Annotated in this window: 22 protein-coding genes, 8 tRNA genes, 1 pseudogene and 1 riboswitch; of the genes and pseudogenes, 23 read left to right on the top strand and 8 right to left on the bottom strand. The window is 37.0% G+C overall.

The features are described from left to right. Both ACQW5G_RS02185 and ACQW5G_RS02180 read left to right on the top strand, forming a co-directional pair. Positions 1 to 441 (top strand): nucleoside 2-deoxyribosyltransferase, encoded by a 441-nt coding sequence (locus tag ACQW5G_RS02185; RefSeq protein ID WP_429971441.1) that lies wholly within the window; start codon positions 1 to 3, stop codon positions 439 to 441. A gap of 35 nt (positions 442 to 476) precedes the next feature. After that, positions 477 to 1,382 carry a cation diffusion facilitator family transporter gene (locus ACQW5G_RS02180; RefSeq protein ID WP_429971440.1) on the top strand — a complete coding sequence of 302 codons (906 nt, stop codon included), beginning with the start codon at positions 477 to 479 and terminating at the stop codon, positions 1,380 to 1,382. A 54-nt stretch (positions 1,383 to 1,436) separates the two neighbouring features. Here ACQW5G_RS02180 and ACQW5G_RS02175 read toward each other — a convergent pair whose 3' ends face one another. Continuing rightward, positions 1,437 to 1,784 carry a hypothetical protein gene (locus ACQW5G_RS02175; protein ID WP_429971439.1) on the bottom strand — a complete coding sequence of 116 codons (348 nt, stop codon included), beginning with the start codon at positions 1,782 to 1,784 and terminating at the stop codon, positions 1,437 to 1,439. A gap of 159 nt (positions 1,785 to 1,943) precedes the next feature. Here ACQW5G_RS02175 and ACQW5G_RS02170 point away from each other — a divergent pair, with 159 nt between their 5' ends. Both ACQW5G_RS02170 and ACQW5G_RS02165 read left to right on the top strand, forming a co-directional pair. Beyond that, positions 1,944 to 2,720 (top strand): threonine/serine exporter family protein, encoded by a 777-nt coding sequence (locus ACQW5G_RS02170; protein WP_429971438.1) that lies wholly within the window; start codon positions 1,944 to 1,946, stop codon positions 2,718 to 2,720. Positions 2,721 to 2,729: 9 nt separating this feature from the next. Continuing rightward, the gene (locus ACQW5G_RS02165; RefSeq protein ID WP_429971437.1) at positions 2,730 to 3,188 is read left to right on the top strand and encodes a threonine/serine exporter family protein; all 459 of its coding nucleotides are present in this window, start codon (positions 2,730 to 2,732) and stop codon (positions 3,186 to 3,188) included. 20 nt (positions 3,189 to 3,208) lie between these two features. On the opposite strand, the gene ACQW5G_RS02160 is transcribed toward ACQW5G_RS02165, so the two are convergent. Next, positions 3,209 to 3,586 carry a DUF1634 domain-containing protein gene (locus ACQW5G_RS02160; RefSeq protein ID WP_429971436.1) on the bottom strand — a complete coding sequence of 126 codons (378 nt, stop codon included), beginning with the start codon at positions 3,584 to 3,586 and terminating at the stop codon, positions 3,209 to 3,211. Beyond that, complete coding sequence (locus ACQW5G_RS02155) at positions 3,586 to 4,431, bottom strand: sulfite exporter TauE/SafE family protein (protein WP_429971435.1); 846 nt, start codon at positions 4,429 to 4,431, stop codon at positions 3,586 to 3,588. Before ACQW5G_RS02155 ends, ACQW5G_RS02160 begins: the two co-directional genes overlap by 1 nt. 131 nt (positions 4,432 to 4,562) lie before the next feature. Here ACQW5G_RS02155 and ACQW5G_RS02150 point away from each other — a divergent pair, with 131 nt between their 5' ends. Next, positions 4,563 to 5,228: a phosphatase PAP2 family protein gene (locus tag ACQW5G_RS02150; protein ID WP_429971434.1), complete on the top strand. Its 666-nt coding sequence runs from the start codon at positions 4,563 to 4,565 to the stop codon at positions 5,226 to 5,228. Between the two features lie 40 nt (positions 5,229 to 5,268). Here the strand turns inward: ACQW5G_RS02150 and ACQW5G_RS02145 are convergent, their stop codons facing one another. Continuing rightward, the gene (locus ACQW5G_RS02145) at positions 5,269 to 6,144 is read right to left on the bottom strand and encodes a LysR family transcriptional regulator (RefSeq protein WP_429971433.1); all 876 of its coding nucleotides are present in this window, start codon (positions 6,142 to 6,144) and stop codon (positions 5,269 to 5,271) included. Positions 6,145 to 6,279: 135 nt separating this feature from the next. Here ACQW5G_RS02145 and ACQW5G_RS02140 point away from each other — a divergent pair, with 135 nt between their 5' ends. Then, positions 6,280 to 7,695: an amino acid permease gene (locus ACQW5G_RS02140; RefSeq protein WP_429971432.1), complete on the top strand. Its 1,416-nt coding sequence runs from the start codon at positions 6,280 to 6,282 to the stop codon at positions 7,693 to 7,695. A gap of 32 nt (positions 7,696 to 7,727) precedes the next feature. On the opposite strand, the gene ACQW5G_RS02135 is transcribed toward ACQW5G_RS02140, so the two are convergent. Then, the gene (locus tag ACQW5G_RS02135; RefSeq protein WP_429971431.1) at positions 7,728 to 8,285 is read right to left on the bottom strand and encodes a cysteine hydrolase family protein; all 558 of its coding nucleotides are present in this window, start codon (positions 8,283 to 8,285) and stop codon (positions 7,728 to 7,730) included. A gap of 105 nt (positions 8,286 to 8,390) precedes the next feature. Beyond that, positions 8,391 to 8,563, top strand: a riboswitch (Lysine riboswitch). 98 nt (positions 8,564 to 8,661) lie between these two features. Here ACQW5G_RS02135 and ACQW5G_RS02130 point away from each other — a divergent pair. The 7 genes from ACQW5G_RS02130 to phnE (ACQW5G_RS02100) all read left to right on the top strand — a co-directional run bounded on the left by ACQW5G_RS02130 (position 8,662) and on the right by phnE (ACQW5G_RS02100) (position 15,932). Beyond that, positions 8,662 to 10,122 (top strand): amino acid permease, encoded by a 1,461-nt coding sequence (locus ACQW5G_RS02130; protein ID WP_429971430.1) that lies wholly within the window; start codon positions 8,662 to 8,664, stop codon positions 10,120 to 10,122. An 81-nt stretch (positions 10,123 to 10,203) separates the two neighbouring features. Then, complete coding sequence (locus ACQW5G_RS02125; RefSeq protein WP_429971429.1) at positions 10,204 to 10,842, top strand: deoxynucleoside kinase; 639 nt, start codon at positions 10,204 to 10,206, stop codon at positions 10,840 to 10,842. 258 nt (positions 10,843 to 11,100) lie between these two features. After that, positions 11,101 to 12,390 carry a serine--tRNA ligase gene (serS, locus tag ACQW5G_RS02120; RefSeq protein WP_429971428.1) on the top strand — a complete coding sequence of 430 codons (1,290 nt, stop codon included), beginning with the start codon at positions 11,101 to 11,103 and terminating at the stop codon, positions 12,388 to 12,390. A 246-nt stretch (positions 12,391 to 12,636) separates the two neighbouring features. Beyond that, positions 12,637 to 13,572, top strand: coding sequence for a phosphate/phosphite/phosphonate ABC transporter substrate-binding protein (locus ACQW5G_RS02115; protein ID WP_429971427.1), 936 nt, complete (start codon positions 12,637 to 12,639; stop codon positions 13,570 to 13,572). Between the two features lie 22 nt (positions 13,573 to 13,594). Next, positions 13,595 to 14,356, top strand: a complete 762-nt coding sequence (gene phnC / locus ACQW5G_RS02110; protein WP_429971426.1) for a phosphonate ABC transporter ATP-binding protein — start codon at positions 13,595 to 13,597, stop codon at positions 14,354 to 14,356. Further along, entirely contained in the window at positions 14,356 to 15,141 is a 786-nt protein-coding gene (gene phnE, locus ACQW5G_RS02105) for a phosphonate ABC transporter, permease protein PhnE (protein WP_429971425.1), read from the top strand. Before phnC ends, phnE (ACQW5G_RS02105) begins: the two co-directional genes overlap by 1 nt. Further along, positions 15,141 to 15,932: a phosphonate ABC transporter, permease protein PhnE gene (gene phnE, locus ACQW5G_RS02100; protein WP_429971423.1), complete on the top strand. Its 792-nt coding sequence runs from the start codon at positions 15,141 to 15,143 to the stop codon at positions 15,930 to 15,932. Before phnE (ACQW5G_RS02105) ends, phnE (ACQW5G_RS02100) begins: the two co-directional genes overlap by 1 nt. A 49-nt stretch (positions 15,933 to 15,981) precedes the next feature. On the opposite strand, the pseudogene ACQW5G_RS02095 reads toward phnE (ACQW5G_RS02100), so the two are convergent. Together ACQW5G_RS02095 and ACQW5G_RS02090 are read right to left on the bottom strand one after the other, a co-directional pair. Further along, positions 15,982 to 16,638: pseudogene (locus tag ACQW5G_RS02095) on the bottom strand (CocE/NonD family hydrolase C-terminal non-catalytic domain-containing protein); the annotation flags it as partial. 27 nt (positions 16,639 to 16,665) lie between these two features. Then, positions 16,666 to 18,321, bottom strand: a complete 1,656-nt coding sequence (locus tag ACQW5G_RS02090) for a Xaa-Pro dipeptidyl-peptidase (protein WP_429971422.1) — start codon at positions 18,319 to 18,321, stop codon at positions 16,666 to 16,668. A gap of 101 nt (positions 18,322 to 18,422) precedes the next feature. Here ACQW5G_RS02090 and ACQW5G_RS02085 point away from each other — a divergent pair, with 101 nt between their 5' ends. Continuing rightward, on the top strand, positions 18,423 to 19,595 hold the full coding sequence (locus tag ACQW5G_RS02085) for an aminotransferase class I/II-fold pyridoxal phosphate-dependent enzyme (RefSeq protein ID WP_429971421.1): 1,173 nt from the start codon (positions 18,423 to 18,425) through the stop codon (positions 19,593 to 19,595). A gap of 58 nt (positions 19,596 to 19,653) precedes the next feature. Here ACQW5G_RS02085 and ACQW5G_RS02080 read toward each other — a convergent pair whose 3' ends face one another. After that, entirely contained in the window at positions 19,654 to 20,616 is a 963-nt protein-coding gene (locus ACQW5G_RS02080) for an L-lactate dehydrogenase (protein ID WP_429971868.1), read from the bottom strand. Positions 20,617 to 20,830: 214 nt separating this feature from the next. Between ACQW5G_RS02080 and ACQW5G_RS02075 the strand changes: the two genes are divergently transcribed. From ACQW5G_RS02075 to ACQW5G_RS02035, 9 genes are all read left to right on the top strand, one after another. After that, a tRNA-Val gene (locus ACQW5G_RS02075) sits at positions 20,831 to 20,903 on the top strand. A 4-nt stretch (positions 20,904 to 20,907) separates the two neighbouring features. Continuing rightward, positions 20,908 to 20,980 (top strand) — tRNA-Lys (locus tag ACQW5G_RS02070). A 27-nt stretch (positions 20,981 to 21,007) separates the two neighbouring features. Continuing rightward, positions 21,008 to 21,090: transfer RNA gene (locus ACQW5G_RS02065), tRNA-Leu, on the top strand. A 10-nt stretch (positions 21,091 to 21,100) separates the two neighbouring features. Further along, a tRNA-Thr gene (locus ACQW5G_RS02060) sits at positions 21,101 to 21,174 on the top strand. Positions 21,175 to 21,179: 5 nt separating this feature from the next. Then, a tRNA-Gly gene (locus tag ACQW5G_RS02055) sits at positions 21,180 to 21,251 on the top strand. Positions 21,252 to 21,279: 28 nt separating this feature from the next. Further along, a tRNA-Leu gene (locus tag ACQW5G_RS02050) sits at positions 21,280 to 21,365 on the top strand. A gap of 17 nt (positions 21,366 to 21,382) precedes the next feature. Then, positions 21,383 to 21,456, top strand: a tRNA-Arg gene (locus tag ACQW5G_RS02045). A gap of 5 nt (positions 21,457 to 21,461) precedes the next feature. Continuing rightward, positions 21,462 to 21,535 (top strand) — tRNA-Pro (locus ACQW5G_RS02040). Between the two features lie 127 nt (positions 21,536 to 21,662). Next, positions 21,663 to 22,133 carry a CtsR family transcriptional regulator gene (locus ACQW5G_RS02035; RefSeq protein WP_429971420.1) on the top strand — a complete coding sequence of 157 codons (471 nt, stop codon included), beginning with the start codon at positions 21,663 to 21,665 and terminating at the stop codon, positions 22,131 to 22,133. Positions 22,134 to 22,143 lie beyond the last annotated feature (10 nt).

Genomic DNA, 22,143 nt, shown 5'->3' with positions numbered 1-22,143 from the left:
ATGGCTCAAATCTATTTAGCAAGTCCCTTCTTTAGTGAAGAACAAATTACTAGAATTGAAATGGTCGAAAAAGCGTTAACTAATAACAAAACGGTTGCTGATTTTTACTCACCACGGAAACACCAAGAAGCTGAAAATAAAGAATTTACTAAGCCTTGGGCTAAAGAAATTTATCAACGTGATATTGAAAACATTGAAGCAGCAGAAGCCGTTTTAGCAGTTATCGATTTTGATGGTCCAAACGTTGATAGTGGAACTGCCTACGAAATTGGTGCCGCAGTTGCCATGGGTAAACCAGTAGTAGTTTTCCAACAAAAAGACAACACTGTGAACTTAATGATTTCAGAAAGTCTGCATGCTTACCTTAAAACTGGTGAACAAGTAGAAAACTATGATTTTAATAAGATGCCAAGTAACGAATACACTGGTGACTTTATTTAAGCACCAGAGAAGTCGAATGATGAAGGAGACTTTCTATGCACGAACATGAACATAACAATGAATTATCGGGGAAACGTTTCTTTGAAGTGACAGTTTTAAATGCTGTGATTACCATCGTTGAATTTCTCGGGGGAATCTTTTCTGGTAGTTTATCTTTACTATCTGATGCAATTCATAATTTAGGTGATTCATTATCAATCGTCTTTAGTTATGGAGCGCATGTGATTAGTCAACGAAAACAAACAAAGACGAATACCTATGGTTTTAAGCGAGCTCAAATTATATCTGCCTTATTTAACTCCATTTTCTTAGTGATTATTTCAATCTTTTTGATTGTCGAAGCAATTGATCGGATTCAACATCCAGAAAAAGTTGATGGGGTAATTATGCTAATTGTGGCGGTGGTTGGAACATTAGCTAATGTTCTATCAACGATGTTACTTAGTAAAGGTGCCAAAAATAATTTAAATATGAAAGCCACTTATCTACATTTATTGAGTGATGCTTTATCATCGATGGGAATTATCGTTGGAGCTATTTTAATTACTTTCTTTGGCTGGACGATTATTGATCCAATTATTACCATTGTAGTGGCCATTTACATTATGTGGGAAAGCTGGCCTGTTATTCGTAAATCAGTCGGTATCTTAATGGAATGTGCCCCTAATCTTGACTATGATTCAATTCATCAAGATTTATTGGCAATTGATGGAGTAAAATGCGTTCATCATGTCCACGCCTTGATGGTTGATGAAAACAGTATTGTTTTCTCTGCCCACGTTAACATGGAAGATTTACGGTTAAGCGATGTCCAAGTAATCTATGATAAAATTAATCACGTTTTAAAAACCAAATATGGAATTGATCATGTCACGATTCAGCCAGAAACTGTCCGTGGTGAAACTGAAGATTTCTTCTATGATAAAGATAAAGATATTTAAGCAAATTAAAAGCCCGTCACTTCAATGAAGTGGCGGGCTTTTTGGATTTAATGATTAAAGAGTTGCATCTGGGTCAAGCTTGTTAGTTTCTTCAACATACCATTGTGACCAGTCAGTCATTGGGTTACCATTGTCGAAGTAAGTTTGTGGTAATTCGTTTACCAAGTCTTTGATTGCATCAGCATGAAATTTGATAACAAATGCGTACATTTCATCAGTAGTTTTGTTGCTAACATCCTTAAGACTTCTGTTGATATCAGCCATTACGTGGTCAAAATCAAAAGTAGTCATAACGTCTAAGGCGTTTTCACTAAGTAATTTGCCGTAAAATGGCATGAAACCATTGATTGCTTTAGTTTGTGCTTGTTCGTTTAAATCGTTGAATGATAAATTGTCGCTCATGCTAATTCCTCCTGTGTATGAAACCGTAATCCTATACTTCTAATTATAGCGGTAACTGGCACTTACGTAAAATGATTTTTCTTCAACAAACTGGAATTAATTAACAAAACGCCCATTTTTTTGGTATCCTAGTAGGATAGAGAGAAAGTTGGTGGCGAAATGGTAGAGGAAGTTCTTGCGAAAAAATCAAAAGAATATAAAAATAAAGTGGTTCAAACTTGTTTATTGGCCGGAACAATTTTGATTGAAAATGGTTCAGAATTGAACCGAGTATCAGATACGATCAAAAGAATTGCGAAAAATGCTGGTTTGGATGATTTAAATGCTTATGTCACGATTACTGGAATTATGATTTCAGCTAACGATGAAGCAGGGGCACAAATTAAAGAAATTGAAAATCGTAATTTTAATTTGAGAAAAATTGCAGCTGTAAACCGTTTGTCACGGGATTACGCAGCGCATAAAATTACAATTGGACGTTTTTACCAACTTTTGAAGAAAATTAATCGGTTTGGTTTATATTATCCATATTGGTTAATGCTTCTATCAGCTGGGATTATGTCCGGCTGTATTTCAGTGGTTTTCAATAATGATTTACGAGATTTCTGGATTACCTGTATCGTTGGGGGATTAGGTTGGATGATTTTTAATCTAATTGCTAAACGAGTAAATGCTAGTTTTGTAAGTGAATTTATGGCAGCTGCTTCAATTGGAGCAATGGCGATTTTCGCTGTTCGCATCGGTTTGGGCCACAGTGTTGATAATATTATTATTGGATCAGTTATGCCGTTAGTTCCGGGAGTTCAAATTACCAATGCCTTTCGTGATTTGATTTCTGGGAATCTAATTAGTGGACCAGCACGGGGAATTGAAGCTTTGATTTGTGCCTGTGCTTTGGGATTTGGTGTGGCGTTGTCATTAATTTGGTTAGGGTAGGTGAATGAAATGCATTTATTAATCATTATTATTGGAGTTTACGTGGCGACCTTAGGATTTGCCATCTTAATCAATGTTTCACCGAAATATCTTAATATTGGTGGCTTAGTTGGAGTAGCTGGATATCTAGTTTACCTTGCTTACTATACTTATATTGGTGGTTACGTTGGTGGGAATGTCTTTGGAGCCTTCACCATTGGAATTTTAGGAATGATAGCGGCTCGCTGTAAAAAAGCTCCGGTAATTATTTTTAACATTCCAGCTTTAGTTCCACTGGTTCCCGGGGGACAAGCGTATCAGGTCATGAAAAACATTGCGTTGAATAAACCGCGCGTTGCGTTTGGCTTTTTGATGCAAGTTTTGATGATTGCGGGATCACTTGCCATGGGATTTTTAATTGCTGAGTTAGTTATTCAATTATACTTTTATATTTTAAAAATGATCAAAAAAAGAAGCAGAGCTGTTTAAGAGCTCTGCTTCTTTGCTGTTTAAAGGTGAAAAACTAACCCTAAAATAAAACTGAAAATTAGAATACATAATACAAAAGTTGTGATATACACGTAAATCATGTCTTTTTCTTTATAAAATGAGTAAATGGAAACCACTACCCGTAAAACGGGGGTTAGAATTAAAGCAAAAATTCCTAACATCATAATTGAGTAAGGCTTTAGTTCAACGATTCCAGTCCAAAGCTCGTGAAATGATTTAGCGTAATAGCCATTCGGGTAACCTAGTCCATCTTTGACGATAAATAAGATTAAACCAGCAATCATAATCACAGCAGAAATGATAACTCCCCAACGAAGAATTTCACCGATAGTTTGTTCGACACGTTTGATTTCACTTTTAGTTGATTTAGTAGCCATTAGATTGTCACCCCAAAGCCTTTCATAATCATTTGTAGACCAAGATAAAGGAGGATTGGGATGAAAATAATTCGCATCATCCGAGCTGGCATGATTTGCATAACCCGAGAACCAATTGCAGCTCCCACGATAATTCCTAATGCCATTGGGACCGCAATTTGGGGAAGAATAGAACCGTTAAAGAAGTAAATCGTTGCACTTGCAGCCGCGGTAACTCCCATCATTAAATTACTAGTTGAACTAGATGGTTTAAGTGGCATCTTCATAAAAGTATCCATGGCAATCACTTTAAAAGCTCCTGAACCAATGCCTAATAAACCACTGGCAATTCCGGCCCCAAACATTACGGCAATTCCAGAAGGAACATTGGTAACCTTGTAATTAACTTGTTTTTGCAAGTTTTTATCATAGTAAGAACCATTTAGTTTTAATTTTTCGGCAATTTTGTCATCCGTATCTGAATTAGTTTCAACTTGTTTACCCCAGAGTTTCCGTACCATATTAGCTCCAGAGAAAAATAGTAATAATCCAAACAAAATATAAAGAAACATCGGATGCACAATTCCAGTTAATAAAGCCCCTGAAATGGCTCCTATTGAAGTAGCAATTTCGAGAAACATTGCTACTCGCAGGTTCAACACATTATCCTTTAGATAGGCAATCGTGGCCCCAGAACTAGTTGCAATCACAGCAATGATACTAGCCCCAATTGCATATTTGATATCAAGCCCAAAGCCCAAAGTCAGGACAGGGGTAATAATCATTCCACCACCAATTCCTAAAATTGATCCTAAAACACCAACCGTCACCCCAACGAGTAACATCACACTAATACTATCAAGCATAGAGCTGACTCCTTTATTCGTATTTTTAATTAATTTTACGCTAATTATTAATTTTTTTAAATGATGATTGAGAATAACTATATTTTAAATTCATTATGTTATACTGACAATATAATATTGGAGGCAAAAATATGATTATAAAAAAAGATCCCAGTCGTCCTTATAAACTAATCATTTCAATGTTAATTACAATTGTTTTGGCAATTGCCGTTAAAATGAAATTTGGTTTTATCGATTTCTTGGACACGGTTATGATTGGTGGAGTTCAACACGGTCAATCTGGTTTTGAAGATAAATTATTTACGGCAATTAGTTTTCTAGCAAGTCCTAAAATGGATATTATTTGGATGATTTTATTAGCATTCTTCTTATGGGGATGTCGTTATAAGATTCCAGCATTTTGGGCGCTTTGTTTAATTCTAGGTGGAGACGTCTTAGGAACCATTTTGAAAGACATTGTTGCTCGTCCTCGTCCTAGTTTACATTTAGCCGCAGATGATGGTTACAGTTTTCCAAGTGGACACGTTCTAGGAACTTTCCTAGTTGTAAGTGTCATCTGGATTGTCTTAGTACCAGTGGTTAAAAACAACACTAATGCATGGATGATTAAGACTTTACTTGGATTATGGCTATTCTTAGTTATGATTTCTCGAGTTTATTTAAATGCCCATTATCCTTCAGATGTAATTGGTGCCGCCTTCTTTGCATATGCATGGTTACAAATTGCGGAATATCTCTATCTTTGGATTGCACCACAACTTAAAAATATAAAAATTTTCCATCATAGTTTGGATTAATAATAAAAGGTTGAAGCCTAATTGACTTCAACCTTTTTAGTTAGATTAAATTATTTTTTTGTGATTCAACGTACTCAAGAAATCGTTTACTGGCAATCGAAAGGGTAGAAGAATCCTGATAGGCTAAACTAATCTGATGGTTTAGTTTAGGGGCAGTTTCTAAACCCTTAATTTTAAAAGGACAATTTTTTAGCATTAGCTCAGAAACAAAACTAATCCCTAAGCCAGCCTCGACCATGGCCATCACCGTATAGTCATCTTGAATTTTATCTTTAATAGTTGGATAAATATTAAGCTTTTCAAAGGCAGCCATGACGCTACTATGAGAACCTTCAGGAATTAAGATGATATTTTGGGACGTTTCATATAATTGAGTTAAAGTGGCTTTTGATTGAGAAGCTAGCGGATGATCAGTCGGGATAATGGCAAGTAAACGTTCATTTTTTAACGGGCTAACTTTTAGTCCCGTAGTATAGGGTGGCTTTAGAAAGCCTAAATCAATCTTTCCAGATAGCAGATCTTCTCTAATTTCACTATAATCACCTTGGTAAAGAGTGAAATGAATATTAGGATGTAGTTTTTCAAATCCTCGAATTAAACTGGGTAACCAATATCGCGATAAACTATTAATTGCACCAATCTTGACTACGCCCGTTTCTAGGCCATTGATTTGATCTGCGATAACCTTAGTATCGTCATATTGGCGAAGCATAGCTTGAAAATGGGGATAAAGTTTTTCGCCAGCGGGAGTTAAGGAAATACCACTTCGCGAACGTTTTAAGATTTTAACGTTGAATTCATTTTCTAAACTAGTGATGGATTGACTGATGGAAGATTGAGTATATCCCAGAGCTTTAGCTGCTTTAGTAAAACTTCCAGTTTCAATGATTTTTTGTAATGCTAATAATCGATTCATGTTAAATCGTTTCTCCTAATGCGTAGATTAAAAAGATTAATTTTACTTATTAATGTTCTGATTGTAATATTAAAGCTATCAGATTAGTTGCGCAACTTTTCTCGGGAATAACTCAAATTAAATTGGAGAAATATCGTGGGAATTGGAAAACGAATCTTTAGAAAAGAATCAGTCGGACATTATCTTCAAGCTGATTCAAAATTAAAACGAACTTTGAATGCCTGGGACTTGGTTGCCTTAGGAATTGGTGCGGTAATTGGAACTGGAATTTTTATTTTGCCAGGACATGAAGCTGCTCAACATGCTGGACCAGCTGTGGCAGTAGCATTCTTATTAGCAGCTTTGCTTTCAGGTGTAGTAGGGATGGCTTATGCTGAATTTTCATCAGCTATGCCAATTGCCGGATCAGCTTATTCATTTGGTTCTGTTGTCTATGGTGAAATTGTGGGATGGATGATTGGATGGTCATTAATCTTGGAATACTTCTTAGCAGTTTCTGCCGAAGCAACCGGATTTGCGGCATACTTTAATAACAACATTTTGGCAGCGATGGGAATTAATCTTCCCAAGGCCTTACAAAATGGTCCGATGGAAGGTGGAGTAATTAACATCACTGCCGTAATTATCATTTTGATAATTGCTTTCATCATTGCCAAAGGGGCTGATCTTTCTAAGAAAGTCGAAAATGTTGCTGTGATCGTTAAATTAGCGATTATCATCGTATTCGTTATCTTAGGAGCGTTCTACATTAAGACAAGTAATTATGTACCATTTTATCCGAAACAATTCCATGGTAGTCCATTTGGATTAGGTGGAATTTCAACAGCAGCTGCTACAGTTTTCTTTGCCTTTATTGGTTTCGATGCTTTAGCTGCTAATTCTGCAGAAACTATTGATCCTAAGAAAAACGTCGTTCGTGGAATTTTAGGAACGGTAATTATTGCCGTAGTGCTTTACGTAGCTTTCTCATTAGTATTGGTGGGAATGGTTCACTATACTGACTTGAATGTTGATGATCCAGCTGCTTACGCCTTACATGTCGTTGGTTTAGATTCATGGAACAAGTTGATTACCATCGGAGCCTTATTTGGAATCTTTACTGCTATGGTAACAATGTTTTTTGGGGGATCACGTTTGGTATATGCTTTAGGTCGTGATGGCTTGCTTTCTGAAAAGATGGGTAAGATTGATGACAAATACAAAGTTCCTCGTAATGCTGTGATCGTTGCAACCGTAGTTCAGGCTATTTTTGCCGGACTTGTACCATTGGAACAACTCGCTTCTTTGATTAACGCGGGAACTTTGTTAGCCTTTGCTTGTATCTCATTTGGAGTAATTCCACTTCGCCGTCGGAAAGATATTAAAAACAATGGCTTTAAAATGCCACTTTATCCATATTTGCCTGTCATTGCAGCATTAATGAGTATTTACTTTATCGTCATGTTGCCTGATATGACTAAGATTTCAGTGGGAATCTGGTTGGTAATTGGATTAGTAACTTATTTTGTTTATGGAATAAAACATTCTAAATTACAACAACGAAATAAATAAAAAATGCTAGCCGGTTGGCTAGCATTTTTTATTTATTCAATAATTCGACCACCAAGGGCAAATTTAATATGGTTTAAAGCAAATTCCTGGCTAGCTTCCGCAAAACTAGCAACGGCTTTTTGGTGAACCATAACGTTGTAACCTAAGTTATAGGCGCTAATTGCAGTGTGTAAAACACAAATATCAGTTGAAACCCCAACTAAATGTAATGTTTTAACATTGCGTTCACGTAACCGTAGATCTAAATCAGTGCCAACGAATGAACTATAACGAGTTTTGTCCATCATCCAGACATTATCGTTTTCTTTATGGGCTTCGTACCAGTTTTTTAAGTTGCCAAAAAGTTCTCGTCCCCAGGTGTTACGTTGATTATGGGGCGGATACATTTTTGTTTCAGGATGGTAGGGATCGCCTTTACGATGAACATCCGTGGGCAAGATTACGAACTTGTCTGCAGCGAAAAAGGCATCCGCTAATTCAATAATTTCTGCTTCACAAGCTTGAGCTGGTTTTCCAAGGGTTAGTGAACCGTTATCTGCGACAAAATCGTTAGTATAGTCAATGATTAAAAGTGCTTCTTTATTAGGCATAATTAATTTCTTTTATTAATAATTTGGTTAGTTTGATAATACCTTATTTTAAAAAAGGTTGCATTTACTTTAATAAAATTTTATACTGTTGTCATACAAATAAATCATCTAAGAAGAGGAGCGACTTTTATTAGTAGTCCTTTGGAGACAAACCATGTCGATGAAGTGGGACGAAAGGGACAGCCGCCGAAATTAAATGTCTGGTACACATTTGGTTGGGTCTTGATTTAACAGATCAAGAACTGTCGCATTGAGAAATGCGGAGCGCTTTGCAGACTAATGAACGAATGTTTAATTAGACTCTTCTGGATTAATTTCCGAAGAGTCTTTTTTATTAGTTTGATTGCCTTTCTTATTCTATAGGAGGAATTCAGTTATGGCTGAAGAACAAAAGCAAGTTAAGCGTGGCTTGAAGCCACGTCATGTTTCAATGATTGCCCTTGGTGGTTGTATTGGAACTGGATTATTTGTTGCCAGTGGGGCAGCAATTCATAATGCAGGACCAGGTGGAGCACTAGTAGCTTATGCATTGATGGGAATCATGGTTTACTTCTTGATGACCAGTTTGGGAGAAATGGCTACTAACTTACCAGTTTCTGGTTCATTTTCAACATACTCAGCTAAGTACGTTGATCCGGCCATGGGGTTTGCGATGGGTTGGAACTACTGGTTTAACTGGGCTATCACTGTTGCCGTTGATATCTCAACCGTTTCATTAGTAATGAAGTTCTGGTTCCCAGATGTTAAGTCTTGGATTTGGAGTGCGATTGCTTTAGTAATTATCTTTACGATTAACGCTTTAGCTGTTTCAGCTTTCGGGGAAACTGAATTCTGGATGTCACTTATCAAAGTTATTACCATCTTCATTTTCTTAGGTGTAGGGGTTTTAACTATTTTTGGAATTATGGGTGGTCATGCTACTGGTTTAAGTAACTTTACTTATAAGGACGCACCATTTGTAAACGGAATTCCCGGAATCTTAAGTGTCTTCGTGGTTGCTGGTTTCTCATTTCAAGGTACTGAATTAGTTGGTATCACTGCTGGTGAAGCAGATGATCCGCATAAGAGTGTACCAAAGGCCATTCACGAAGTATTCTGGAGAATTATCCTATTCTACATTCTTGCAATCTTCGTAATTGCTGCTATTATTCCTTATACTAGTCCTGATTTATTAGGTTCATCAGCTACTGATGTTGCTATTAGTCCATTTACCATTGTCTTCAAGCGGGCTGGTTTAGCTGCTGCTGCTAGTGTCATGAATGCGGTTATCTTAACCTCAGTTATTTCATCAGCTAACTCTGGTATGTATGCTTCAACTAGAATGCTATACGCCATGGCAGATGAAGGTTATGCACCAAAAGCTTTTGGTAAGTTAAGTAAGAGTGGTATTCCAATCTTAGCTTTACTTGCTACCACTGTCATTGCTTTATTAACATTCTTAACTAGTTTTATCGGACCACAAATCTACTTATGGTTAGTTGCTGCTTCTGGTTTAACTGGATTTATTGCTTGGTTTGGGATTGCCTTATCTCATTATCGGTTCCGGAAGGCCTTCGTTAAGCAAGGTCACAAGATTAGCGAATTAAAGTATCATGCAACCTGGTTCCCACTTGGACCAATTCTTTGTTTACTTCTTTGTATCATCGTTATCTGTGGCCAAGATATTGGGGCCTTTGCGGACGGAAACTGGTTACAAATTGGAATTACTTACATTAGTGTTCCATTAGTAGTTATTCTTTACTTTGGTTACAAGATTATCAAGAAGACGCACATTATTCCTCTTGATGAAGTTGATGTAACTCCAGCTAAAATTGAAAATAACTCAGAAGAAAAATAATCTTTGAGAATTAAAATATGCATAAAAATGATACAATTAGTTTTGCTAGTTGTATCATTTTTTATTAGGGGAGAGATTCAGATGATTGTTTTATCAGGAACTATTGGAGCCGGAAAAACTTCTTTGACGACTTTGTTGGCAGAGCATTTAAATGCGCCTGCTTTTTATGAATCAGTGGATGATAATAAAATTTTGCCATTATTCTACAAAGATCCTAAGAAATATGCCTTCTTACTTCAAATCTATTTTTTAAACAAACGGTTAGACAGTATCAAAGAGGCCAATGCGGATAAATATAGTGTAATGGATCGTTCTATTTTTGAGGATTCACTTCTCTTTCATTTGAATGCTGATTTAGGTCGCTCAACTGATACTGAAGTTGAAATTTATGATTCTTTATTAAAGAATATGCTGGAACCAATTCCTGGTAGTGATTTTCAAAAGAATCCGGATTTGCTAATCTATATTAACGTTTCGTTTGATACGATGCTTAAACGAATCAAAAAACGTGGACGTTCGTTTGAACAAATTGAAAACGACGAAAGTCTATACAATTACTACAAAGAATTAAATAGTCGGTATACAACTTGGTATGATAACTATGATCTATCACCAAAAATGATGATTGATGGTGATAAGTATGATTTTATAGCTGATGATGATGCTCGAGCAGCAGTCTTAGCGCAAGTTGATCATAAATTAAAAGAAGTATTAGGTTAAATTAAATTTATATTGTATAATGAAGAAAATTAAACGAATGCATACCCATAAGTAGACTTACAGAGAGATAATGGTGCTGAGAATTATCGTCGAAGTTTCCAGTATGCTAAAAGGGCAGTTAATCCTGCACGGTGATCCCGTTATTAATCAAATTAATTAAGGGCCTATACTAGCTATAGGAACTTGGGTGGTACCGCGAAAAAAGACCTTCGTCCCAATTGACGAGGGTCTTTTTGTATACTTTTGGAGGGAATAATTATGTTAGATATGAAAATGATTCGCCAAAATGCGGATTGGTTCAAACAAAAAATGGCTGATCGTGGTGTTGATGGTGCTAAAATTGATCACCTTATGGAATTAGATCAAAAACGTCGTGATTTAATCGTGAAGAGTGAAGCTCTTAAAGCTGAAAGAAATGAAGTTTCAGAACAAATTTCTCAACTTAAACGTAACAAAGAAAATGCGGATGAACCAATTAAGCGGATGCGTGAAGTTGGTGCTGAAATCAAACAACTTGATGTAGATTTAGAAGCTACTAAGACTGAACAAGATGATCTTGAAGCTCACCTTCCTAACATTCCTAATGATAAAGTTCCTGTTAGTTTAACTGAAGAAGGTTCAGTTGAATTACGTAAAGTTGGAACTCCTCGTAAATTTGACTTTGAACCCAAACCACATTGGCAAATCGGTGAAGACCTTGATATCTTAGATTTCAAACGGAGTGCTAAAGTTGCTGGTAGTCGTTTTGTTTACTACATGGGTGCTGGTTCAATGCTTGAACGTGCCGTTTATAACTTCTACTTAGATGAAAACGATAAAGCTGGATACACTGAAATTTTGCCACCATACATGGTTAATTCAGCATCAATGTTTGGTACAGGTCAATTTCCTAAGTTCCTTGAAACTAAAGCTGGTTTCGAAATCGCTGATAGTGATTTAACTATGATTCCTACTGCTGAAGTTCCATTGGTTAACTTCTATCGTGATGAAGTTATTCCTGCTGAAAAACTTCCAGTGAAATTTACTGCACTTTCACCAGCTTTCCGTTCAGAAGCTGGTAGTGCCGGTCGTGATACTAAAGGTTTAATCCGTCTTCACCAATTCAACAAGGTTGAAATGGTGCAATTCACTAAACCAGACCAATCATGGGACGCTTTAGAAAACATTACTGCTCAAGCTGAATCATCATTGAAGAAACTTGGAATTCCTTACCACGTTATCACTTTGACTAGTAGTGACATGAGTTTTACTGCTGCTATGACTCACGATATCGAAGTTTGGATGCCATCACAAAATTGTTACCGTGAAATTTCAAGTTGTTCAAACACAACTGATTTCCAAGCTCGCCGTGCTCACATTCAATACCGTGACGACGAAGGTAAGTTACAATACGTTCATACTTTGAATGGTTCAGGACTTGCTGTTGGTAGAACTGTTGCTGCTATTTTGGAAAACTTCCAAAACGAAGATGGAACTGTTAATATTCCTGAAGTATTACAACCATACATGCACGGTAAGACTAAAATTACTAAACAAGACTTATTTTAATAATTAAAAAGAGCTATCTTAATTTGAGATAGCTCTTTTATTTTGCGAACGTTCGTATTTTAATGTTCGTGTTTACTGCAATAAAGTTGATTTAGTTACTTTTTATCAGAAAAAACAACTAATTTACGCAATATTTACAAAATATTTATCTTTTTCTCTTGAAAATGTTCACTTTTGACTGTAAAATCTTAAATATAACTAAAGGTAATAACAAAAACTTAAAGAAGTACCCAAAGGAGAATGGATATGAAGTTTGGAAAAGTTGTAAAAACACTTGCTGTTGCCTCAGCAATGCTTGTGATGGCGGTTGGATTAACTGCTTGTGGTAAAAAGAGTGCCGATACTGGTAGCTACGAACCTAAGAAATTAGTTGTGGAATTTAAACCATCATCAAATGCTGGTTCAATGTCTTCACAAGTTAAACCATTAGAAGGAATGCTTTCTAAAAAGCTTGGCATTCCCGTTAAAGTAGTAGTTAACACTAGTGGTAGCTCAATGGTTGAAGCACTTGGTTCAAAAACAGCTGACGTTGCTTTCCTTTCACCAGCTGATTACGCTTTAGCTCACAAAAATTATGGTGTTAAACCATTACTTCAAGGTGAACGTTACAAATATGATGCAAACGAAAACCTTACATCAACAAAACGTGATGACTTTATTAGTGAAATTGTTGTGAAAAAAGATAGTGGTATCAACAGTATCAAAGACTTAAAGGGTAAGAAGATTGCTACTCAAGATGCAACTTCAACTGCCGGATACATTTACCCAGCTGTAGAACTTAACGAACAAGGTATCAACATTCATAAAGATGGTATCAAGACTTTCACTGTTAAAGGTCACGACCAAGCTGTAATGGCTGTTCAAAATGGTAACGCCGATGCTGCTTTCTGTTTCGAAGGTGCACGTAAAATTGCTGCCAAAGATGATCCTAAAATCATGGAAGACACTAAAGTTATCTACAAGACTAAAGCCATTCCAAATGATGCAGTTGTAGTTCGTAAAGACATGTCAAGCAAGTGGGACAAGAAGATTACTGATGCGCTTCTTTCAATCTCAAAAGAAAAAGAAGGTCACGAAATCATGTTCAAACTTTACGGTTACGAAGGATTTACTAAAGTAAACGATAAGAGCTTTGATGGTGTTAGAAAACATCTTGAAGAAGTTAAAAAACTCGATAAATAGTCAATAGTTAGGGGATACATCGTTGGAAAACCAAACAGTATTAGAATTTAAAAATGTTAACAAAGTTTATAAAAGTGGAGTTAAAGGACTAGACAACATTAACTTTAAAATTGACCGTGGTGAATTTGTTGCCGTAGTTGGTTTATCAGGTGCTGGTAAAAGTACCATGCTTAACTCAATCAACAAAATGATTGATGTTACTGATGGTGAAGTTTTAGTTGATGGTGTGGATGTTACCAAATTAAAGGGTAAAGAACTTCGTCAATTACGTCGTAAGATTGGAATGATTTTCCAAAACTTTAACCTAGTTGAAAGAACCACTGTCCAAAAGAATGTTTTGGCTGGTCGTTCAGGATATTACCCAACTTGGAAAACTATGCTTGGTTTATACAGCAAAGCTGACAAACAAAAAGCGGTTGCTGAACTTGATAAAGTTAACATGGTGAAAAAGTTATACCGTCGTGCCGATGAATTATCAGGGGGACAAAAACAACGGGTTGCAATTGCAAGAACCTTGATGCAAGATCCAACTTTGGTATTGGCTGATGAACCAGTTGCTTCACTTGATCCTAAGACTAGTAAAGGTGTGATGGATGACCTTTACCACTTGAAGAAATTTGAAAACATTACTGTTTTGGTTAACATTCATTCAATTGAATTAGCAATGAAGTATGCTGATCGAATTATTGGTTTACGTGATGGTAAATTAGTTTATAACAAGCCAATTGCTGAAGTTAATGAAGCTGACTTGAAACAAATTTATGAAAACGGGGTGGAACAATAATGCAAGCCCCTAAACAAGATTTCGTACATCGTTTCCATATCATTGGAATTGCGATTACGGTTATCATGTTGGTCTTGATTTACTACTCTTCAGTCCTTACTGGAGTAGATTTCAATACTTTCATGACTAACATTGATCAATTCGGGGTAATCTTGGGTCAAATGCAAGATCCTGATTGGTCATACCTAGCTCAAATGAAAGATCCGTTGTTGCAAACTGTACAAATGGCCATCTTAGGTACTACATTTGGTACTATCTTAGCTATTCCATTCTCTGTTGTTGCAGCACGTAACATTGTTAAAAACAAAATTGGTCGTGGAATTATTCGGATTATCCTTTCATTAGTTAGAACTTTACCAAACCTTTTACTAGCAGCTTTATTCGTTGCTGTGTTTGGTATCGGACCAATGACTGGGGTAATTACTTTGGCACTTTTCTCATTCGGGATGGTTTCAAAATTATTCTATGAAGTAATTGAAACTATCGACATGGGACCTGTTCGCGCTATTCGTGCTACTGGGGCTACTATGGCTCAGACTGTACGAATTGCCGTTATGCCACAAGTTGCCGGTCAATTTATGAGTGATTTCTTATATACACTTGAAATTAACGTTCGTTCATCAACCGTTCTTGGTTACTTAGGTGCCGGTGGTATCGGACTTTACTTATCACAAACCTTGGATCAATTTGATTACCCAAGAACTGCGGTAATCATCATTTCAATCTTCGTGGTAGTACTTGTAATTGACACAATCAGTAATTTACTAAGGAAGCGACTACAATAATGAACTTAAAAAAATCTAAATTTGAACGTAGTAAATGGCTTATTGCCGCAGTAGTGATTATTGCTATCTATGCTTGGTCATTTGCTGGAATTCCATTTACTGGAATTCAACAATCAGCCGGTCAAGTTAGTGTTTCAATTTTAAAAGGAATTATGCATCCTGACTGGTCATATGTTTACAACGGTAGTGGTGAAGATATGGTATCTCAATTAGTAATCACCTTAGCGATTGCTTTCTTGGGTACGATTATCTCAGCCGTTATCTCTGTTCCATTTGCGTTCTTTGCAGCGCAAACTAAGAACACGATGTTCCATCCTCGTTCAACAATTGGTAAGTTTTTACTAACAGCCATTCGGGCTTTCCCCGAAGTTGTGTTAGCAATTATGTTTATCAAAGCCGTTGGACCTGGTTCATTTGCTGGGGTCTTAGCAATTGGGCTTCATTCTGTTGGAATGTTGGGTAAATTGTTCTCTGAAGCAATTGAAGAAATGGATCGTAGTGCTGAAGTTGCAATTGCAGCCGCTGGTGGTAGTAAATGGCAAATCTTTAGAATTGCTACATTACCCCAAATCTTGCCAGAACTAATGTCTTATACGTTATACCGTTTTGAAATCTCAGTCCGTTCTGCATCAATTCTTGGTTTAGTTGGTGCCGGTGGTATTGGTACTCCCATGATGTTTGCTTTGCAAACTCGTGATTGGTCAAAAACTGGTATTATCTTATTAGGAATTGTGGTAATGGTTTTAGCAATTGATGCTTTCTCAACATACTTACGTCGTAAATTAATATAGTAGATATCAAAAAAGAACTTGCCAAATGGCAGGTTCTTTTTTAGTTTGTCTAGTTAAATGGAATTGATAAAGTAGCATCTGATGTAATTCCGTAAGCAATTTGTTGATTACTTCGATTCGTCATTTCGTAATCAGTTGAATACAAGACAACCGCCAATTTTCGTCCCTTTGGTAGGTGATAGAAAGTTGGTTGGAACTTTAATTCGACATCATAAAAGTGATTAGGCTCAATGGTTTCGTTGATAGCAGGGCTAGTCCGATTTTGTAAATTCATGTGGACCTCAGAAATCACTTTTGAGGGGGTAGTTTTCTTATTTAGGGTAAGTTCACGTAGATCATCTGTATACCAACGATAACCTAAAGGAACGCCATGTCGAGCTAAAATGGTTGGGTTTTCGTTCAAACGTTTTGCATCACCATAATCTAATAAGACGGCGCTTAACATTCCAAGGTTAGTATCACTGGCTACTTGAAGTTGAAGTGATATTTCACCATTAATAGTTATATCCGTATCAAAACTAGTAGTAGCAACCACACGATTATCTTGTAGGGTTGGATCAGCTAAATTAAATAAGTGAGTGCGCCATTGATGGGCATTTTGACAGTATTGTTTGAATTCTGTTTCTGGTACGTCATTTTTGAAGATGGTTTTATCAAACTTAACTGATTGAGAACTTCCTGCCTTAACGGGCCAATTTTTAGCAGTATTCCAAGTATCAGGTTTAACGTTATCTTAAACAATCATCCCAGGTAACAAAGTGTCAGCATGATTATCAATGTCATATAGTTCATGAGTTAACCAGAGATTAACGATGTCGGAAAAATCAAAGGACGGGAAGGCGTTAATATAAACATGTTGACCTTGGTGAAGGATCAGTTTTTTATTAATTGGTAACGCTTGAATTCCTTGCCAAAGTTCATACGGATTACGAAGCTTAACGTTCCAATCGTTTAAACCATGAACTAACAGAACATCAGCTTGAATGTTTTGCATGTTATTACGATAGTTACGATCATTCCAGAATTGATTGTAGCTTCCGGTTAAACGATCTTGGTCAACTTCCATTTGTTTGAGATATTTATCAAATGTTTTCCGAATGCCAAAATTATCCCCAGCCCGTAAACTGCGTGAAAAGGTTTCCCCAGCTAAAACATCTGCATCTTCACCCTGAAAGCCACCAGGGGCAACGACTAAACCATTTTCCCGATAGTAGTCATACCAAGAAGAAATTGCTGCTTCAGCAATGATGGTTTTTAATCCCGCAACTCCAGTAGTAGCTGCAGCAATTGCTAAAGTACCTAAATATGAACGTCCAGTCATTCCGACGTTACCGTTACACCAATTGGCTTTGATTTCGATGCCATCAGTCCGATTAGTAAAGGCAGTGCGGTCACCGTGTAACCATTCAATTACAGCAATGGTACTAGCGGTTTGTTGGGGATCACCACAGGTTTGAAGCCCGTCGGAATCAATAGTTCCAATTCCAGCAGCGTAAACACTGGCAAAACCACGGACTAACAGATAGTCATTTAAGGTATAACCAGGTTTAGGTTGATGAGTTTCCGTTGTTTCAGTCGTTTCACCATTAGTAGTTTGATTATTACCTGATACTAATGGAGCAGGGACAGTAAACTCTAATTTTCCCGCGACCTTTTCAGTAAGATTCTGTTCAACGTTATGAGTTAAATGTTCACCTAAATGGTCGTTAACACCCTGATCATAAGGTGATGCAGTATAAGCAACTGGAACTGGTTGATTGGCTTTTGGACGCGTGATTTCCACTTTGAGTAGATCATTTTTACCATCGTAGTCAGAATCAAAGTCAGTTTGGACGTAGACGGTTTCATATTGAAAGTCAGCCGTTAGAAAAGTAGCCTGTGATTTTCCGTTGAATAGGATTTGTTGATTAGGTTCAAACTCTGGTTTGGTATAGTAACCTTCAGCAGCTAGACTATCGATGAAAGTTAAATCATTTTTACCGTGAGTGTTAAGCAGGTCATACCAAGCAGTGATTAACTCATTAGTATTAGCGATTCGTTCATGATGGTAAAAATTGAGTTTTTTTACTGATTGCAGTGGCTTGTTAATGTCATAATCAACGATTTCTTGAAACCCTAAGAGTTGTAAGGCAACCAAATAAAAGACATCAGCTGAAAGCGGCGTCTTGGAATTGAAAAAGTCACCGAGCCGTTCATCACTAGTGGCTAAATATTGGTTTAATTTGGAGTGTAGATTAGCATCACTAACTGGCAAAATTTGCGTTTGGCGTAAAAATGCATGGAATAATTGTTTCGGATTAGTTTCGGTAAGTTTAAACCCAACTCGTTGAAGTTCTTCCTGCATCGTATGTAGTTGCGGATGTAATTGCGCAAATTGATTAATTTTCATAAAAACCTCCTAAATATATTAAAAATTGTCGTATTTTTTTATACACTTGTTTATTAAGTGGTGTAGAATTAAACTATACTATTTTTCGAATGGAGAAAATAATGACTAAAAACTTAGAAAATAAAATTAAAAAAGATGTTATTGAAACTAAGCTTTCAAATATTTACGCTTTTAGTGAAAAAATTAGTGTAATTCCTGATTTAGTTAAGCTTACACTAGGTGAACCTGATTTTGCTACACCTAAGCACGTAAAAGAAGCTGCAATTGAAGCGATTAATGATGACGAAAGCCATTACACAACTACCCGTGGTCGAATGGAGACCCGAAAAGCCGCTGCTGACTTCTTAAAAAATAAGTATGACGTAGAATATGATCCCGCTACTGAATTGGTAATTACTAATGGAGTTACTGAAGCAATGTACGATACAATTGCTACTTTCATTGATGATGGTGACGAAGTGTTAATCCCAACTCCGGCTTTTCCAGTTTATTACTCATTAGTTGATATTTTTGGTGGTAAATTAGTTCAAATTAACACCCAGCCGGATGGTTTCTTGATGACACCAGCACGATTACAAGCTGCCATTGATGCTCATCCAAATGCCAAGATGATTATTTTAAACTTTCCATCTAATCCAACTGGACGAACTTATTCAGCAGATCAAATGGAAAAGATTGCGGATGTTTTGGCTAAGACTGATATGGTGGTCGTAAGTGATGAAATTTATTCAGAGTTAACTTACGGACAAAAACATACTTCAATTGCTAGATTTATTCCAGACCAAACCATCTTATTTAATGGTTTATCAAAGTCACATGCAATGACAGGTTGGAGAATTGGGATTTTTGCGGGACCTGCTAACTTAGTCGAACAAATTGCTAAAGTCCATGAGTTGGTAACTACTTCAGTTATGACTGCCTCACAAGTAGCTGCTGAAGAAGCATTTAGTAATGGTCAAGATGATGCTCAACCAATGGTCGAACAGTACATCAAACGACGTGATTATTTACATTCAGCATTAGAAAAATTAGGTTTTGCTAACCAACTTCCAGAAGGGGCATTTTACATCTTTGCTAAGATTCCTGCTAATTTAAATCAAAACAGTTATGATTTCTGTATTGATGTTGCTCAACAAGTCGGGGTTGGTATGATTCCTGGATCAAGTTTTGGTGATGGTGGCGAAGGTTACGTGCGTTTGAGTTATGCTACAAGTATGGATAACATTCAAGAAGCCTTGAGACGTTTGCAAAAATACGTTGAAGCTCATAAATAAGTACAAAAAAAGAACGAATCAATTTGATTCGTTCTTTTTATATGGTTAAAAGTTAGGCTTATTCTAAACCAGTAGCTTTCATACCGTTGTGTGCAGTTTCTTGTAAAGTCTTAGCTGAAGCAGCCATTTTAGCTTTTTCGTCATCGCTAAGTTGAATTTCGATTACACTAGCAATACCATTTGCGTTAATTACAGCAGGAGTACCGATGTAAATATCGTTTAAACCGTATTGACCTTCCATTGGAGCACCAACAGGAAGAACAGCACTTTCGTTACGTAAGATAGCGCGTGAAATTCTCATTAAAGCAGTACCAACACCGTAGAAAGTAGCACCTTTCTTGTTGATGATAGTGTAAGCTTTGTTACGAGTTTCATCTTCAAGTTGAAGTAAGTCTTCTTTAGTAACACCGTGGTCAGCAGCATATTTAAGTAATGGAACATTACCAATAGTAGCTTCGTCGATGTCAGCAAATTCTGAATCACCGTGTTCACCTAAGATGTATGCATCAACGCTAGCTGGGTCAAGATTGAATTTCTTGGCAACAGCAACACGGAAACGACCAGTATCAAGTGAAGTACCTGAACCGATAACGCGTTCTTTAGGGAAACCTGAAAGTTTTTGAGTAGCATAAGTTAAGATATCAACTGGGTTAGCAGCAACTAAGAAGATACCGTTGAATCCTGATTCAACAACTGGTTTAACAATAGTAGAAAGAATCTTAAGGTTCTTGTTAACTAAGTCTAAACGAGTTTCACCTGGCTTTTGAGGGGCACCGGCAGTAATAACTACTAAATCGGCATCCTTACAGTCAGAGTATTCACCAGAGTAAATGTTCTTTGGTGAAGTAAATGGAGTAGCATCTTCAAGATCAAGAGCATCCCCAGTAGTTCTGTTTTTATCAATATCGATGATAACGAATTCTTCTGCAAGTCCTTGTTGAACCATAGCAAATGCGTATGATGAACCAACAGCACCATCACCTACTAAAACAACTTTTTGGTGTTTTTCAGCCATAATAATCTTCCTTTCAGAATCATGTATTTAATTATGTTTCATTCGTATTGTACCATTATTTGAAAGCGAAATCACAGGAATAAGAGGGGGTTTATAGGCTTATATAAAATAAATAAAAAAAGTTTGCAAAAAAGGTTGACGACTTATTGTATGGATGATAATATATAGAAGTTGTCAAAACGGTGTTACCGTTTCCCGGAAGTACAACAATCCTCAACATGGAAGATTAGCTCAGCTGGGAGAGCACCTGCCTTACAAGCAGGGGGTCACAGGTTCGATCCCTGTATCTTCCATTTTGAGCCGTTAGCTCAGCCGGTAGAGCATCTGACTTTTAATCAGAGGGTCGGCAGTTCGAACCTGCCACGGCTCATTTGCAACATTGTAAAAATAATACCATGCGGGCATGGCGGAATTGGCAGACGCGCTAGATTTAGGTTCTAGTATCTTCGTGATGTGGGGGTTCGAATCCCTTTGCCCGCATATTATTTTTGCCGACTTAGCTCAGTTGGCTAGAGCGCGTCACTAGTAATGATGAGGTCGGAGGTTCGAGTCCTCTAGTCGGCACTTTTGCGGAAGTAGTTCAGTGGTAGAACGCCAGCTTGCCATGCTGGAGGTCGCGGGTTCGAATCCCGTCTTCCGCTTTTTCTTATCTAAAGAAAAAGCCCTTTTGCCGGGGTGGCGGAATTGGCAGACGCACAGGACTTAAAATCCTGCGGTCAGTGATGACCGTACCGGTTCGATCCCGGTCCTCGGCATTTTTACATATTAATATGCACCTATAGCGCAATTGGATAGAGTGTCTGACTACGAATCAGAAGGTTGCAGGTTCGACTCCTGCTAGGTGCATTTTTCGGGAAGTAGCTCAGCTTGGTAGAGCACCTGGTTTGGGACCAGGGGGTCGCAGGTTCGAATCCTGTCTTCCCGATCGAATTAAAAACACCGATGATTAATTTCATCGGTGTTTTTTTGTCTCTCATAGGTTAATTTACTTGTTATTTAGATAGGATGTTTATATAATTAATGTCAAGATTAGTCAGAGATGGGATGATAATATGGCAAGTCATAGTATGTCAGATACTATTGAAGAATATTTAAAAAAGTTATTGGATGAACGTGATGAAGAAGTCGAAATCCGTCGTTCAGATATTGCGGAACACTTTGATGTGGTTCCTTCTCAAATTAACTATGTAATCAAAACCCGTTTTACGATTCAAGATGGATTTGTAGTCCAAAGTAAACGTGGTGGTGGTGGATACATTAGAATTGAGAAAATCAATTTAATGGAAGATTCTAATGTATTTGATCGCTTAATTGATTCAATTGGCGATACTATTAGTCAAAAAGAAGAAGAAGATATTTTAAACACCTTATTAGACAATGAACTATTAACAAAACGAGAGGTACATATGGTTGCGTCGATTCTTACTCATGATGCGATCAATGTTTCAAATTACGAATTGGAAGAAAAAGTGCGTGCAAACGTATTATCTGCGCTATTGTGTCGCTTGAAATATGAATGCTAGCCGAAAGGAG

Origin of the sequence: Fructilactobacillus sp. Tb1, assembly GCF_050500285.1 — a bacterium.
Lineage (GTDB): Bacteria > Bacillota > Bacilli > Lactobacillales > Lactobacillaceae > Fructilactobacillus.
The sequence above is the reverse complement of the archived record's forward strand: the minus strand, read 5'-3'. Positions and strand labels throughout refer to the sequence as shown.